Source organism: Amycolatopsis jiangsuensis (assembly GCF_014204865.1).
Taxonomy (GTDB): Bacteria; Actinomycetota; Actinomycetes; order Mycobacteriales; family Pseudonocardiaceae; genus Amycolatopsis; species Amycolatopsis jiangsuensis.
The window spans coordinates 7,267,075-7,281,415 of record NZ_JACHMG010000001.1 but is presented as its reverse complement, the minus strand read 5'-3'; the positions used below and the strand labels follow the sequence as shown (position 1 = coordinate 7,281,415).

The following is a 14,341-nucleotide window of genomic DNA, read 5'->3' as shown; positions in this document are numbered from 1 at the left end:
TCCTCACTGGTAGCCGAGCACGAGGTTGCCGAGCCGGTCGACGCGGCCGGTGACGCCGGCGGGGACGACGACCACCGTGGTCGGCACCTCCACGATCGCCGGCCCGGTCAGCTCGTGACCCGCGCGCAGCCGGGCGTAGTCGTAGACGGGCGTGCGTACGAAGCCGAGCTGCGAATCGAGGCAGACGGACCGCTGCCCGACCAGCGCCTCGTCAGGGTCCGCACTCGCGGCTCGCGGGACTTCCGGGAGCTGGACGGGGAAGCCGAGGCTCGCTTTCGCCCGCACGCGGTAGGTGATCGCCTGCACGCCTGCCTCGCGGTAGCCGGCGCCACTGCCGTTGATGCGCTCGTACTGTTCCTCGAAGCGGTCGAGGATCTCCTCGCCGGTGCGCTCGGTGAACTTCGTGTCCGGAACGGCGGTGGCGAGTTCGGTGACCTGCATCGAATACCGCAGGTCGAGTTCCCGCTGCACGGTCACGTCGTGGAACTTCACCTGCTGCCGGTCGAGTGCCCGCTGCAGTTCGGCTTCCAGCCTGCCGTAGTGGGCTTCGAACACGGCCGGCCCGACCGGGAAGGAGGACGGATCGGACAGTTCGGCGCTCACCACGACGTCCGAGGCGGCGAGCCCGTAGGCCGAGAAGGCGGAGGCGACCGGGCCGAGCGGCACGACGACCTCGCGGACCCCGAGGTCCTGGCAGTACCCGGCGCAGTGCGCGGGCCCGGCGCCGCCGAAGGCGTAGGCGACGAAATCGCGGGGGTCGTAACCGGCCTGTACGACGGCCCGCCGCAGCAGATCCGCGGCCTGCGCGTTCTGCACCTCGTGGATGGCGATCGCCGCCTCCTCGACGGTGAGCCCGAGCGGCTCGGCCACGTGTTCGCGGATCGCTTCCCTCGCCAGATCCATCCGCAAGCGTTTGCGGCCGCCGAGCAGCCCGCGTTCGCTCAGGATTCCGAGCACCAGGTTGGCGTCGGTGTTCGTGGGCCGGGTCCCGCCGTTGCCGTAGCAGGCGGGACCGGGCACGGCCTCGGCGCTCTGCGGGCCGAGCCGCAGGTTCCCGCCCGCGTCCACCGAAGCCAGCGCGCCGCCGCCGGAACCGATGGTGTGCACGCGGATGGTCGCGGCGTTGATCGGGTACTGGTTCACCACCGATCCCGGCGCCATGATCGGCTCGCCGTCGACGATCAGCCCGGCCAGGAAGGTCGTGCCGCCGACGTCGGTGGTGATCACGTTGCGGTGCCCGAGCTGCCCGGCCAGGCGCAGCCCGCCGATCACGCCACCGGAGAGCACCGAACCGACCGTGGTGATGGCGTGTTCCGGGGCGCGGTCGGCGGTGATCGTGCCGCCCTCGCTCTGCATCACCAGCAGCGGACCGGTGAGACCGCCTGCCTCGAGCTGCTTGCGCAGCGGCGCCAGGTACGTGCGCAGCCGGGGCCCCACCTGGGCGTTCATGATGGTCGTGGACGTCCGTGCGAACTCGCGGATGCGCGGGCTGACCTCGCTGGAGAGCGTGACGTACAGGTCCGGGGCGATCTCGTGGACCAGCTCCCGGATCCGTCGTTCGTGCGCGCCGTTCTTGAACGACCACAGCAGGCTCACCGCGATCGCCTCGACCCCCTGGTCCACCAGCTCGCGCGCGACGCGGCGGACCTCGTCCTCGTCGAGCGGCACCAGCACCTGACCGGCGTGGTCGATCCGTTCGGTGACCTCCAATGCCCGGTACTTCGGGATCAGCGGCTCGGGTTTGCGCTGGCGCAGGGTGTCCTGGACCTCGTGCGCCGACCGGCCGAGGGTGCGGCCCTCGGCGTTCATGATGTAGATCGCGTCCCGGTGGCCCTTGGTCGCGATCAGCCCGACGTCGGCCACCCGGCCCTGGACGAGCGCGTTGATCGACGCGGTCGTGCCGTGCGCGATGTAGTCGGTCCGCGACAGCAGTTCGCCGAACCCGATGCCCAGCTCGGCGGCGAGCTCCTCGATGGCACGCAGGACGCCGGCCTCCCGGTTCGGCGGGGTCGTCGGCGTCTTGGCCGACACGATCCGGCCGGCGCCGTCGGAGGCGACCGCGTCGGTGAACGTGCCGCCCACGTCGATGCCCAGTGCGTATGGCATGTGCGTTCTCCTGGTGATCGGGTTACCTGGGGTGGACGGCGACGCGCCCGGTGACGGTCCGCAGCACCTCGCGGGGACGGGCCTGCGCGCCGCCCATCCACGCGATGTGCTGATCCGGGCGGACGAGCAGCAGCGGGGCCGGGTAGCGGCCGGGTGCCTCGGCGACGGTGAGCGGGACCCCGAGCGCGCGGGCCGCGCCGAGCCACGGCAGGACGTCGGCCGCGGGATCGGTCCGCAGCACGGTGAAGTCCGGCCCGAGCACGTCGAGCACCGGCTGACCGTCGTCCAGCCAGACATGCGGCAGCCGGAACCCCACCTGTGGCGTGTCCCGGTGGCCGCCGAGGGTGATCTCGGGCTGCTCCTGGCCGCCGACGACCAGTGGGGAACCCGCGTAGTGGTAGCCGAAGCTGAACCCGTCGGGCGAGTACCGGTGCGGCTCGGTGACGGCGAGCCGTTCGGCGAGCTCGGTGCGGGCCCGTTCTCCTGCCGGGCCCGGCAGATGGATGTCCGGCGGAACCTCCGCGAGCGACCGGTGCGCGGCCGCATTCACCGCGTCGGCGAACTGCTCCCCCACCGGTTTGCGTTCGAGTTCGTAGGCATCCAGCAGATTCGGTGGTGCCCACCCGTGGTGCACCGCCGCGAGCATCCAGCCGAGCGTCGCCGCGTCCTGGATCCCCGCGTTCATCCCGAATCCGCCGACCGGGATCCACAGGTGCGCGGCGTCCCCGGCCAGGAACACGCGGCCTTCCCGGTACCGCTGCGCCACCAGCCGGCGCCCGGTCCAGCGCACCACGCCGAGCACTTCGTGCTCGACAGGACCGCCCACGGCTTCGGTCAGCAGCTGTTCGGGGTCTTCTCCCGCGGTGTCGTGGTCCGGGCCGAAAGCCACGTGATTGAGCCACAGTTCGCCGCCGTCGATCGCGATCAGCGAAGCCTGACCGCGGCCGTAGGTCCAGTACGTCCACGCCCGGTCGCGCGCGGCCAGCCGCCCCAGCTCGGGAGAACGGACGAAGGTCGAGACGAACTGCCGGATCGCGTCGACGCCCTCGTAGCGGATCCCGAGGCCCCGGCGGACCACGCTGTGCGGCCCGTCGCACCCGACGACGTAGGCGCACCGCAGGCTCCGGCGCACGCCCGCGGTCTCCACCACGGCCTCGGCGTGGTCCTCGAACTGCCGCACCTCGACCAGACGGGTCCCGCGCTCCACCGTCAGTCCCGGCAGCCGGTTCGCGTGCCGCTCGAGGATGGGTTCCAGGTACAGCTGCGAAATCCGGTGCTGTGGCTCCGGGGTGGGCCACTCCTGCCGGCCGGCACCGGCCAGCACCTCCCCCGCGGAGGGCAGGTCGATGCGGAAGATCTCCTCGCCCCGCAACGTCGTCCGGTACTGGACGGACGTCGGGTGGTCCGCGGGCAGACCGGCCCGCCGGATGTCGCCGGCCAGCCCGAGCCGCCGGTAGATCTCCATCGACCGGGCGGAAGTGGTGTTGCAGCGCGGATTGCCGGCCGGCTCCCGCGCGGCCTCCACGACGTGGCACGGCACGCCGCGGCGGGCGAGGTCGATGGCGAGGGTCAGTCCGGTGGGCCCGGCGCCGGCGATCACCACCGCGGCCGGGTCCGCGGGGCTGCTGGGTCGCGGTGTCATGCGTTCAGGAACTCCCCTGTCAGGCGGCAGAATTCGGCCGGCCGGTCGACGTGGATCCAGTGCCCGGCTCCCGCCACCACCTCGAGGCGGCCCTCGGGCAGCGCGCCGGCCAGCCGACGGGAAACCTCGACCGGCGAGACCCGGTCCCGTTCTCCGTGCAGGGCCAGGACCGGCGTGCGGACGGTCGCCGGATCGACCGGCTCTGTGCCGTCGGTGAACATCGACCGGAACGCCGTCTCCGCGCCCGGCCGCAAAGCCTGCCCCAGCCGGAGATCCGTGAGTTCGTCGAGGAGCCCGGCGTGCGCGCTCTCGTCCGCGACCAGCCGCCCCAGGGTGGCTCGCATGGATTCCCGGGTCGGCTCGTCGTAGAAGGGGACGGCGCGGGGCGGCGGGCCGGTACCCGCGCCGCCCATGAGGACCGCACGCTCGACTCGTTCGGGCGCGGCGGCCAGCAGCGCCAACGCCGCCGCCCCTCCCGCGGCCGAGTTGCCCAGCACGTGCACCCGCTCCAGCTCGTGACGATCGAGCAGTTCCAGGACCTGCTGTGCGCGAGCCCGCGCCCACGCCCGCGGCCCACGGAGCCCTTCGGTGCCCGCGGCGGCGATCTGCGTGCCGAAGCCGAGCAGATCCGGGGCGAGGCAGCGAAACCCGGCGGAGAACCGGGAAAACACCGGAGCCCAGTTGCTCGCGGCGTCCACTCCCGGCCCGCCGCCGTGGAGCAGCACGAGAACCGGACCGGCGCCCTTCTGAGCTGTGGCCGACACCTGCTGCCTCCTCATCGGATCCTCCGTCGCGTCACGGCAACCGGGCGAGGAACTCGTCGGTGCCGGACAGCTGCGACGAAGTCAGCGACATCACCCGCAACGCGGCCCGGTGCATTTCGGTGGCGGACATCGGACCGGCGCCCAGATCGGGGTAGTCACACGAGGCGCAGGCGTCCGAGAGGACGACGGAACGGAATCCGCGTTCCAGGGCCCCGCGTGCCGTTCCGAGTACACAGCACTCGGTCGTCATTCCGGTGAGCACCACAGTTTCCACGCCGAGCCCACGCAGGATGATCTCCAGATCGGTGGCGTAGAACGAGTTGTAGCGGTGCTTTTTGATCACCGGCTCGCCCGGCCGCGGCGTGAGCGAGGGATGGATGTCCGCTCCGCGTCCGCCGTCCACGAGCGCCTCTCCCGCCGCGACCGGCGGATACAGCTCACGGTGGATGCCCATGTCCGCCCCGCCGTGACGGTGGACGTGCGCGGCGTAGACCACCGGCAGGTCCCGGGCACGCGCGGCTTCGAGAACCTGCTGGATGGCCGGAATGACGCCCCGGCCTTCGGGAAACTCCAGCGGCGCCCCCTCTTCGACGAAGTCGTTCTGCATGTCGATGACGAGGAGCGCGGTGCGCTCCACGTCGATCACGGAACTGCTCATGCCCACCTGCCTTCCGCCGCCGTGTTCACGACGCGCTCCATCCCCCGTCGAGAGTCAACTCGGTACCCGTGACCCACGCCGCGGCCGGCGAGCACAGGTACGCCACCGCTTCGGCCACTTCCGCCGGTTCGATCAGACGCTTCACCGCCGATCGCGCGAGCAGTACGTCGGCAAGCACTTCGCGGTACTCACCCCGTGCACTGCGGCTTGGTCGGCCAGCTGGTTCTCGACCAGCGGCGTGCGAACGTAGCCCGGGCACACGCAGTTGCTGGTGACGCCGCGGGCCGCACCTTCCACCGCGAGGACCTTCGAGAGCCCCAGGAGTCCGTGTTCGGCACTGACGTAGGCGGATTTGTACGCGCTGGCGCGCAGACCGTGGATGCCGGTCGGCCAGCTCGGCGGTTTCGCTGAGGTCGATGGCCAGCGGCTCGCCGCCGATCCGCTCGGCCGTACGCGCCGCGCCTGCTTCGTCGATGTCGCACACCACCACGTGCGCGCCGAGTTCCGCGAGCCGGGTCGCGACGGCGGCGCCGATTCCGCTCGCCGCGCCGGTGACCATGGCGCGGCAGCCGCTCAGGCGCGGGTCGAAGCTGGTCACGATTTCGGCGAGGCGAACGGGTTGGCTTCGGCGTGGTGGTGGCCCCATCGGAAACCCCGAAGTCGTGCGGGATCCAGTCCGGGCCGACCTCGATCCCGCCGCATCCGATCTCGAGGTGGAACCCGCTGGGGTTGCGCAGGTAGAACGAGATGGCCTTGTCGTTCATGTGCCGGCCGAGGCTGATCGAGATCGGCGCGCCGTCGGCCTTGGCCCGGTCGTAGGCGCGCCCGACGTCGTCGATCGAACCGTGCTCGAACTCGAGGTGGTGGATGGACGGCGTCTCCGCGTTCGCGAGCGCGATGCTGTGGTGCGCGGCGTTGCAGCGGAAGAAGAACAGGCCGGGGGCGCGGTAGTCGGTCAGCTCGAATTCGAGCACGGACTCGTACAGCTCACGCAGTTCGGCGAGCTTCGGGCTCGCCAGGACGAGGTGGCCGAGACCGGTGGTCCCGGACGGCCGGGCCACGCCGGTACCGGCCTTGGCCTGACCGACCGCCAGCTCCACGCGGTAGCCGACGGGATCGGTGAACCAGCGCAGCCGGGTGGCCCCGCGCAGCTCCCGCTCGTCCGGAGTTGCCTCCGCGACGGTGAAGCCGGCTTCGGTGAGCCGCCCGGTCAGCCGGTCGAGCTCCCGTGGCGAGTCGACGATCCACCCCACCTCACGCGGAGCGTCCACTGTGGAGGAATAGAGGGCGACGCGGTACTTGAACTCGTCGAGTTCGGCCAGCACCACCTCACCGGCGGCGGACGAGACGCGGGTGACGCCGATGCCCAGCGTGCGGCCGAGCAGCTCGGTCCAGGCGCCGACGTCGGTGACGTTCAGGCCGACGTACCCCAGCTTCCGGATACCCATGTGGTCATCCCTCCGATGCCGCGGCCGCGCCGCCGCGCAGGAACTCGCGGACGAGGTGGTTGAACTCGGGCGCCCGCTCGTACTGGACCCAGTGCCGGCAGTGCGGGAGCACGCGCAGTTCGGCGTTCGGGATACCGGCGAGAAGCTTCGGCGCCCAGGTGAGCGGAACGGTCTGGTCCTCCCGCCCCCACACCAGCAGCGTGGGCGCGTCGATCCGGGACAGGTCCGGGGTCAGGTCACCGAAGTTCGGCGGAATCGGCAACTCGGGATGCACCCGGAGGCTGGATTCGTAGCGCTCGTCGATGAGCTCCGCGGTCGCCAGCGTCTCGTCGTAGACCATGAGCCGCACGAATTCCGCCATCGCCTCGCGCGAGGGCTCGTCCGCGGCCATGTAGCCGAAGAGCCGCTCGAGCCCGACCGGCCAGGGCGGCGCGTCCGCGGGCAGGACTCCTCCTGGCGCCATGAGCACCAGCCGGTCCACCCGCTCCGGGTACCGGGTGGCGATCCGCATCGCCACCCCACCGCCGTAGGAGTTGCCGACCAGATGGGCCCGCTCGATCCCGAGCGAGGTCATCGTCCGGCACACCTGTTCGGCTGCGTGGAAGATCAGCGGTTCCGCGGTCTCCGGGCGCGGGGAGGCACCCCAGCCCGGCAGGTCGACCACGATGTTGCGGTGGTCGCCGAACGCGGCCAGGTTCCCGCCGAAGTTGCTCATCCCGGTGGCACCCGGCCCCGAGCCGTGCAGCCACACGACCGGCGCGCCCGTCCCGGTCTCGGTGTAGGCCAGCCGCGTGTCCCCGACATCTCCGGTGTTCGTCACGGTGCCTTCCCATCCTCTGTATGTAGCGCTCACTCTACAACGCTGCCGAGGATAAGCAAGGTGCACGACCGGCCGGCCACCGGCATCAGGCGACGGTCACCTCGAGCGTCACCGGGATGTTGCCGCGGGTCGCATTCGAATAGGGACAGACCCCGTGCGCCGCTTCGACGAGCTTGTCGGCCGCGGCCTGGTCGAGGCCGGACAGCTCGACGTGCAGAGCCGCGCCGAGGCTGAACCCGCCCTCCGGCGTCGGGTGGACCTGAACCTCGGCCACGACCGCGGAGTCGGCGAACTGCACCTTTTCCTGTGCGGCAACAGCTTTCAGCGCCGAGTGGAAGCAAGAAGCCCAGCCCGCCGCGAACAGCTGTTCCGGGTTGGTCGCGCCGCCGGGGCCGCCCATCTCCTTCGGGATCGCGAGGGAGAGGTCGAGCAGGCCGTCGTCACTCCGAGCCCGACCACCCGCCCTGCCGTCCCCGGTGGAGGTGGCGATACCGAGATACAGAGGCTTGTTCACAGTCGATTCCTTCCGTACGCACTGGAATCTTCCCAGGTGCAAGACCGAACGTTCTCTCTTCCTCAGCATGGCAAGTCGGTGCCGGGAAGTCAAGACCGAACGTTCTAGCTTCCTCAACCGCTTCGGACCAGCACCACGAGGAAAGAAGCCTGAACTGTCGACCGGACAGAACACCGGGCAAGGATTGACATCGGCATGGCACGGGCCAACAGTCGATCTTGGCTGTCACCGAAGGTCCAAAGGAGGGCCGATGCGGAGAAAACTCACGCCGTGGCTGATCGCGGCACTGACTGCCACCGGGTTCGGGCTCGTGCACGCCACTGCGGCAGGCGCGGCCGAAACCGGACCGGCCGACTACGTTTCGCTCGGCAGTTCGTTCGCCGCGGGGCCGGGGATCCCCGACCTCCAGCCGGGTTCTCCGTCCGCGTGCGGACGCTCGACCAACAACTACGCCAGCGTGCTGGCCCGCGACCGCGGCCTGGGGCACACCGACGCCAGCTGCAGCGGCGCCACCACGGCCAACGTAGTCACCACCGGGCAGGCCGGCCAGCCCCCACAGGTGGACGCGGTCACCGCGGACACGACCCTCGTCACGGTCACCATCGGCGGGAACGACGTCAACTATTTGGGCAGCATCAACACCTACTCGTGCCAGACCAGCGGCGGCTCCGACTGCGGCAGCGTCGACACCGCGGCCATCGACCAGGCCTTCGGCGAGCTTCCCGGCCGGATGCGCGACGTGGTGAACCGCATCCGGGAGAAGGCGCCCTCGGCCAGGATCCTCGTGGTCAGCTACTTCAGCCTGCTTCCGCCATCGGGCGCGTGCGACGGGGTGCCGCTCACCGACGATCAGCTCGGCTACGAACACAGCATCGCCGACCGGCTGGCCACCGTCACCGCCGACGCGGCCGGCGCGACCGGTGCGGAGCTGGTCGACCTCGCCGGGGCCAGCCGCGACCACAGTGCGTGCGCGGCCGAACCGTGGGTCGAGAAGTACACCGCGCCCGCGGGCCGGGTCACGTATCACCCCAACGAAGCCGGCATGCTCGGCGCCGCGCAGCTGATCGAATCCGTGCTGTGAAAGGTGAGACCGGGGGTGACCACAGCTGTGGTCACCCCCGGTTTCGCGCGGTACGCGCGGTCAGTGCCGGACGCTCCACTGGTCGTTCTCGTGCAGGACTGTGCGGCTCAGGCCCGGGCAGAGGAAATCCTCGGCCGAGGAGTTCGATCGCACCGAGGTGTTCCCGCCGTCGGCCGCGTGCCAGCCGCCGTCGAGTTTGATCTGGTAGCCGGTGCTTTCGATCGCCCGGCCGCCGAGCGCCGAACAGTATTCGGCGGTCTGGTCGCCACTGGCGTAGATCTCGAAGATGTTCCAGCTGCGGTCCTCGTGCGACTGGTCGGTACCGGACTGGGAGTAGAAGGAATCCCAGCTGCCGGTGCGGTAGTTGAACAACGAGGCGGTCCAGGTGTTGTTCGACGAGTCGGTCTGCTCGACCTTGCCCCGGTAGGAATCGTGGCCGTTGACCGAGGTGCCGTAGTTGTCCCGGAAACTTCCGTCGACGGTCACCGATTTGGCCACCTTGACGCCGTCGCACCAGTCCCACGCCCACACCTGTGCGGCGCCACTGAAGTAGGCCGTGACGAGCTCGACACACGAACCGGGCGCCTTCATCGTGGGCGCGTACAGGGTGTCGTTCGAAATCGCGAGGTCACTGTAGACCGACTGCACGGCGTCCTGTCCGGTCACCGCGGTACCACTGGTGTAGACACCCCAGTCGTCGTGGATGTCGCCCTCGATCGAGGAACCGGAGACTTCCGCGGTGCGGATCTCCCGGAACCGGTCGGCGGCCGCGACGGCCGTGGTGCCGTCGACCGCGCCGATCACGCCGTGTTCCGACTGTGCCGGGGACTGGGCGACGGCGGTGGCCGGGAGCACTGCCAATCCTGCTGCCGCCAGGGAAAAAGCGAGAAAAGACTTACGCATGGGGACCTCCGGGGACCAGGGAGTCAACTGGTCCCCGATTCTGCGGAGGCACGCGGACAATGGTCTAGACTTTTCTGGCAGGCTGTCCGGTTGCTGTCCGGTTCCGCTCGCGGCCGGATCCACGCCGCACCAGCAGGATCACTCCGGACCGCTGCGCGAAAGTACTCGCACGCCAGTACTTTCGGGACATCTCAGGCGGTCAGAGCCCGTTCGCGGCGACGAAAGACTTGTTGTGCCGCAGGATACTCACGGCCGCAAGGCTCACGAGGCCGCGGGACCGCTTCCCGCCCGCCGGCACCGGCGCGCATCGGCGGCACCGACCCCGCCCAGTACGGCGTCCGTGACCTTCTCGGCGAATCCGGGTCCCATTTCGGCGTGCCGGAACAGCGCCCGGAAGACAATCGGCGCGGCGAACAGGTCGATGACGAAGTCGGCGTCGGCGAGGCTCACCTCGCCGCGCTGCTGCGCTGTGCGCAGGGTGACCAGGCAGGCCTGTCGCCGCGGTTCCCACACCACGGCAAGGAATTCCGCACGCAGCTGCGGGTCGTCGGCGAGGTCGGCCAGCAGGCCCGGTAGTACTCGGCTGAGGGCCGGATCGTCCATGCCCTCCCGCAGTGCTTCCAGGTGCGCGACGAGGTCGCAGTGCACACAGCCGGTGTCGATCTCCACGACGCCGATCCGGTCGTGGGCCATGGCCGCGACCACCAGCTGCTGCTGGTTCTTCCACCGGCGGCGGATCGCGGGCTTGGTGGTGCCCGCGCGAGCGGCGATGGCTTCCATGGTCAGCGCCGAGTAGCCCACCTCGCGCAGCAGCGCGGACACCGCGGCCAGCACGGCCTGGTCGATGCGCTCGTCTCGCCGGCGTGCCATCACGCCTCCCAGCTTAACCAGGCAGCAGTACCACCTTGCCGAACGGCGCCCCGCGCTCCAGCAAGCCCAGCACCTGCTCGGCTTCGGCGAGCGGCACGCTGAGGTCCAGTACCGGCGCGAGCAGTCCCTTCCCCCACCAGTCGGTCACCGCACGCCACGAGCGCCGCAGGCCGGCAGGGGTCACCGAATTCAGGCTGAACGCAAAGACCGTGGGTGATTTGTGGTAGTCGCGCAGCATTACTTCGAAGAAGTCCGGCGCAGGCGGGCCATCCGCGGAACCACAGAGCACGTAACGACCGTTGTCCCGCAGCCGCTTCAGATACCTGCCCATCTCCGCGCCCGCGACCGGGTCCACGACCACGTCGAAGTCCTCACCGGGGACGGCGGCGGTCCGGTCGACGATCCGTGCCGCGCGGAGGTCAAGCAACCGGTCGCCACGGGAGGGCGAGGACGTGACCGCGGTGACCTCGGCGCCCCGCGCATGCGCGATCTGCGTGGCCAGTACACCGATTCCGCCACCCGCGCCGCGGACCACGACCCGATCGCCCGCGGCGACTCCCACCCGGTCCACCGCACTCTCGGCGACGAGGGCGTTCAGGCCGAGCGCGACCACCTCGGCCGCGTCCGCACCCTCCGGCACGGGCAGGACCCGGCCGGCGATATTCCCCGGTACTCGCCTCGCCGGAGCATGAGGTCCACGTATCCCGCACCGGCCACCTCGACCTCGACCAGCACCTCACCGGGACCGGGCGCCGGTTCCGCCACCTCGGCGACCCGCACTTCCCCGGACGACTGCACCACCGCTGCCCGCACGGTCAAGAAGTCCGGCGCGTGCGTCCGTGTTCTCGCAGCGGCGGCACGATGCCCGGCGCTCAGGCCGCGGCGCGCTGGGCGGCCGGACGGCGGCGCAGGTCCGGATCGTCCAGCGCCGGCGGGCGGTAATCCTGGTCCAGCGGGCTCACGTCGGTACCCGGCGGCACGATCTCGTCGATCCGGTCGAGCACGTCGTCGGTGAGCGTGACCTCGGCGCCTGCCAGCAGGTCGTCGAACTGCTCCATGGTGCGCGGGCCGAGCAGCGCGCTGGTCACCCCGGGATGGGCGATCACGAACGACATGGCCAGATGCGTCAGCGACAGGCCGGCTTCGGCGGCCAGCGGGATCAGCCGCTCCACCGCGTCAATGCGGCGATCGTCGCTGAGGTGCCGGAGCAGGTGCGTGCGGCGCAGGTCGTTCTCCCGCCCCCGGCTGACGCGCCCGGTCAGCATACCCTGGCCGAGCGGTCCCCAGATCATCGTGCCCATGCCGAAGCGCTGCGCGGCCGGCAGCACCTCGCGTTCGGGCCCGCGAGTGAGAAGGGAGTACGCGACCTGCTCGCTGCGGAACCGGGCCAGTCCGCGCCGCTCGGCCGTCCACTGGGCATCGACGATGTCCGAGGCAAGCGTCTGGGACGTGCCGATCGCCCGTACCTTGCCGCTGGCGAGCAGGTCTGTCAACGCGGACAGCGTCTCCTCGATGTCCGTGGTGGGATCGGCACGGTGCACCTGGTACAGGTCGAGATAGTCGGTCCGCAGCCGGCGCAGCGAACCCTCCACGGCGGCGAAGATGTGCCGGCGCGAGGCTCCCCGGCGGTTGGGGTCCTCACCGATCGGGCGGGCGAACTTCGTGGCGAGCACGACGTCGTCCCTGCGGCCGCGCAAGGCGTTGCCGACCACCTCCTCGGAGTCACCGTAGGCGTCGGCGGTGTCGATGAAGTTGATGCCGGCGTCGAGTGCCTTGTGGATGATCCGCGCCGAGTCCTCGGGATCGGGATTGCCGAAGCGGGTGGCGAACATCATCGCGCCGAGCGCGTAGGGACTGACCTTGATCCCGGTCCGGCCGAGTGTGCGGTACCGCATGGGTTCGCTCCTGGTGTACTGGCGGGCGCGGTGCGGGCGACGTACCGTGACCCTAAGTGGAATGCTTTTCCGGAACTATACGGAAAGTCTTTCCGGTTATGCAACCCGGCCGGTCCCGCGGCCGAGACGAGGATGGTCCCGTGGCCCAGCACCCGACTCCGCCGTCCGGTACCGGCGAGCACCCGCCGCGCCGGCGACGGGCGGACGCGCAACGCAACCTCGACGCACTGGTCGAGGCCGCGCGGACGGTTTTCGCGACGTCCGGCGTGGACGCTCCGGCGAAGGAGATCACCGACCTGGCCGGGGTCGGCGTCGGCACCCTCTACCGGCATTTCCCGCTGCGTTCGGACCTGGTCAAAGCCGTGGTGCAGACCGGGATCGACGCGGTCGCCGCCGCCGGGACCGAACTGGCCGCGACCCGCGCACCGATGCCGGCCCTGACCGGCTGGATCGACCGGTTCGTCGAACTGCTCGGCACCAAACGGGGTCTCGCCTCGGCACTGCACTCAGGCGATCCGGCGTTCGCGGACCTACCGGGCTACTTCCTGGACCGGCTCGCCCCCACTCTCGCCGCCCTGCTCGACGCGGCAGCCCGCGAGGGCGCGATCCGGAAGGACTTCGAAGCCGAAGAGCTGATCCACGCGATCGCCCTGCTGTGCCGGCCACTTCCGGGACAGGAACCCGGATACGGCAGGCGCATGACCGGCCTGCTCATCGACGGCCTGCGTTTGCGCAGCGAAGCACGCGAGTGACAGCGGCGTCCGTCAGCGACATTCGCGGCGCTGTCCGGGGCGACCGGCCGGCTTGCTGCTCAACCGCCCGGCCGCCACGTGCGGGCTACCCGTCTCCCGGCGGCTAACCCTGTGGATCCGGCCGCTTCAGAGGTTTGCGCGGTGCTCGACCAGCCAGCCGGCCACGTCGCGCAGCTTCATGTTGCTGTGCTGGGACGCTTCGGTGAGCATCCGGAACGCGTGCACCGCGTCGATGTCGTGGCGGTGCATCAGGATGCCCTTGGCCATGCCGATCAGGTCCCGGTGTTCGAGCGCCGCGTGCAGCTGGGCCTCGGTCTGGGCGCCGACCAGCGCGATCGCGGCGTGCGTGGCGAACATCCGGCCGTTCTGTTCGGTCTCCTCGGTGAACGCGTCCGGCCGGATGGAGTACATGTTCAGGGCACCGAGAGTGGTGGCGGAGACGAACAGCCGGTAGGACAGCATCGACCGAACCCCCATCCCGGTCGCCGCGGGCGCGAACCGGGGCCAGCGGCTCTCGGTGGCCAGATCGCTGGTGCGGTGGGTCTCGTGCTCGGCGATCGAGTCCACGCACGGGCCCTCATGGTAGAGGTACTGCAGCTTGTCGATCTGGATGACCAGCTCGTCCGTCGGCACGACAGTGCGGATGCGGCCCTTGCGTTCCACGAGCGAGATCCCGGCGTACTCGGCCCCATCGACGTGGCTGACAGCGGACTTCACGATCGCACCGAGCGTGGTCTCGACATCCGGCTCGGCCTGCAACGTCCGGGCGATGTCGCTGAGCACCTCGGCCAGACCGGCGGCGTCGCCGGCGCGCTCGGAGTAGCTCATGGTGGTGCTCCCCTTCTCAACACTCACCATGTCGGGTACCCGCAGGTCCGCGAGTTTACA

The 14,341-nt window shown here is 70.4% G+C and carries 13 protein-coding genes and 2 pseudogenes; 2 read left to right on the top strand and 13 right to left on the bottom strand.

Features of this window, described 5'->3' with window-relative positions; all coding sequences use genetic code 11:
- Positions 1 to 3 precede the first annotated feature (3 nt).
- From BJY18_RS32990 to BJY18_RS32955, 8 genes and pseudogenes are all read right to left on the bottom strand, one after another.
- Positions 4 to 2,106, bottom strand: a complete 2,103-nt coding sequence (locus BJY18_RS32990; protein WP_184783769.1) for a hydantoinase/oxoprolinase family protein — start codon at positions 2,104 to 2,106, stop codon at positions 4 to 6.
- A gap of 22 nt (positions 2,107 to 2,128) precedes the next feature.
- Positions 2,129 to 3,748 carry an FAD-dependent monooxygenase gene (locus BJY18_RS32985; protein ID WP_184783768.1) on the bottom strand — a complete coding sequence of 540 codons (1,620 nt, stop codon included), beginning with the start codon at positions 3,746 to 3,748 and terminating at the stop codon, positions 2,129 to 2,131.
- Positions 3,745 to 4,512: an alpha/beta fold hydrolase gene (locus tag BJY18_RS32980; protein WP_184783767.1), complete on the bottom strand. Its 768-nt coding sequence runs from the start codon at positions 4,510 to 4,512 to the stop codon at positions 3,745 to 3,747. The genes BJY18_RS32985 and BJY18_RS32980 overlap by 4 nt, the downstream gene beginning before the upstream one ends.
- A 31-nt stretch (positions 4,513 to 4,543) precedes the next feature.
- A complete protein-coding gene (locus tag BJY18_RS32975; protein WP_184783766.1) occupies positions 4,544 to 5,170 on the bottom strand; it encodes a cysteine hydrolase family protein in 627 nt (208 codons plus the stop codon).
- 25 nt (positions 5,171 to 5,195) lie between these two features.
- Positions 5,196 to 5,729: pseudogene (locus BJY18_RS32970) on the bottom strand (SDR family oxidoreductase).
- Between the two features lie 205 nt (positions 5,730 to 5,934).
- Positions 5,935 to 6,618: pseudogene (locus tag BJY18_RS32965) on the bottom strand (VOC family protein); the annotation flags it as partial.
- A gap of 4 nt (positions 6,619 to 6,622) precedes the next feature.
- The gene (locus BJY18_RS32960) at positions 6,623 to 7,438 is read right to left on the bottom strand and encodes an alpha/beta fold hydrolase (protein ID WP_184783765.1); all 816 of its coding nucleotides are present in this window, start codon (positions 7,436 to 7,438) and stop codon (positions 6,623 to 6,625) included.
- Between the two features lie 85 nt (positions 7,439 to 7,523).
- Positions 7,524 to 7,952, bottom strand: coding sequence for an organic hydroperoxide resistance protein (locus BJY18_RS32955; RefSeq protein WP_184783764.1), 429 nt, complete (start codon positions 7,950 to 7,952; stop codon positions 7,524 to 7,526).
- Positions 7,953 to 8,202: 250 nt separating this feature from the next.
- Between BJY18_RS32955 and BJY18_RS32950 the strand changes: the two genes are divergently transcribed.
- Positions 8,203 to 9,033, top strand: coding sequence for an SGNH/GDSL hydrolase family protein (locus tag BJY18_RS32950; RefSeq protein ID WP_184783763.1), 831 nt, complete (start codon positions 8,203 to 8,205; stop codon positions 9,031 to 9,033).
- 60 nt (positions 9,034 to 9,093) lie between these two features.
- On the opposite strand, the gene BJY18_RS32945 is transcribed toward BJY18_RS32950, so the two are convergent.
- The 4 genes from BJY18_RS32945 to BJY18_RS32930 form a co-directional block, all read right to left on the bottom strand.
- Entirely contained in the window at positions 9,094 to 9,936 is an 843-nt protein-coding gene (locus BJY18_RS32945) for a carbohydrate-binding protein (protein WP_184783762.1), read from the bottom strand.
- Between the two features lie 261 nt (positions 9,937 to 10,197).
- Positions 10,198 to 10,806, bottom strand: a complete 609-nt coding sequence (locus BJY18_RS32940; protein WP_184783761.1) for a TetR/AcrR family transcriptional regulator — start codon at positions 10,804 to 10,806, stop codon at positions 10,198 to 10,200.
- Positions 10,807 to 10,819: 13 nt separating this feature from the next.
- The gene (locus BJY18_RS32935) at positions 10,820 to 11,446 is read right to left on the bottom strand and encodes a quinone oxidoreductase family protein (RefSeq protein ID WP_184783760.1); all 627 of its coding nucleotides are present in this window, start codon (positions 11,444 to 11,446) and stop codon (positions 10,820 to 10,822) included.
- 232 nt (positions 11,447 to 11,678) lie between these two features.
- The gene (locus BJY18_RS32930) at positions 11,679 to 12,701 is read right to left on the bottom strand and encodes an aldo/keto reductase (RefSeq protein ID WP_184783759.1); all 1,023 of its coding nucleotides are present in this window, start codon (positions 12,699 to 12,701) and stop codon (positions 11,679 to 11,681) included.
- Between the two features lie 140 nt (positions 12,702 to 12,841).
- On the opposite strand from BJY18_RS32930, the gene BJY18_RS32925 reads away from it, so the two are divergent.
- Positions 12,842 to 13,453 carry a TetR/AcrR family transcriptional regulator gene (locus BJY18_RS32925; RefSeq protein ID WP_312874040.1) on the top strand — a complete coding sequence of 204 codons (612 nt, stop codon included), beginning with the start codon at positions 12,842 to 12,844 and terminating at the stop codon, positions 13,451 to 13,453.
- 126 nt (positions 13,454 to 13,579) lie between these two features.
- Here the strand turns inward: BJY18_RS32925 and BJY18_RS32920 are convergent, their stop codons facing one another.
- Positions 13,580 to 14,281 (bottom strand): GAF and ANTAR domain-containing protein, encoded by a 702-nt coding sequence (locus BJY18_RS32920; protein ID WP_184783757.1) that lies wholly within the window; start codon positions 14,279 to 14,281, stop codon positions 13,580 to 13,582.
- Positions 14,282 to 14,341 lie beyond the last annotated feature (60 nt).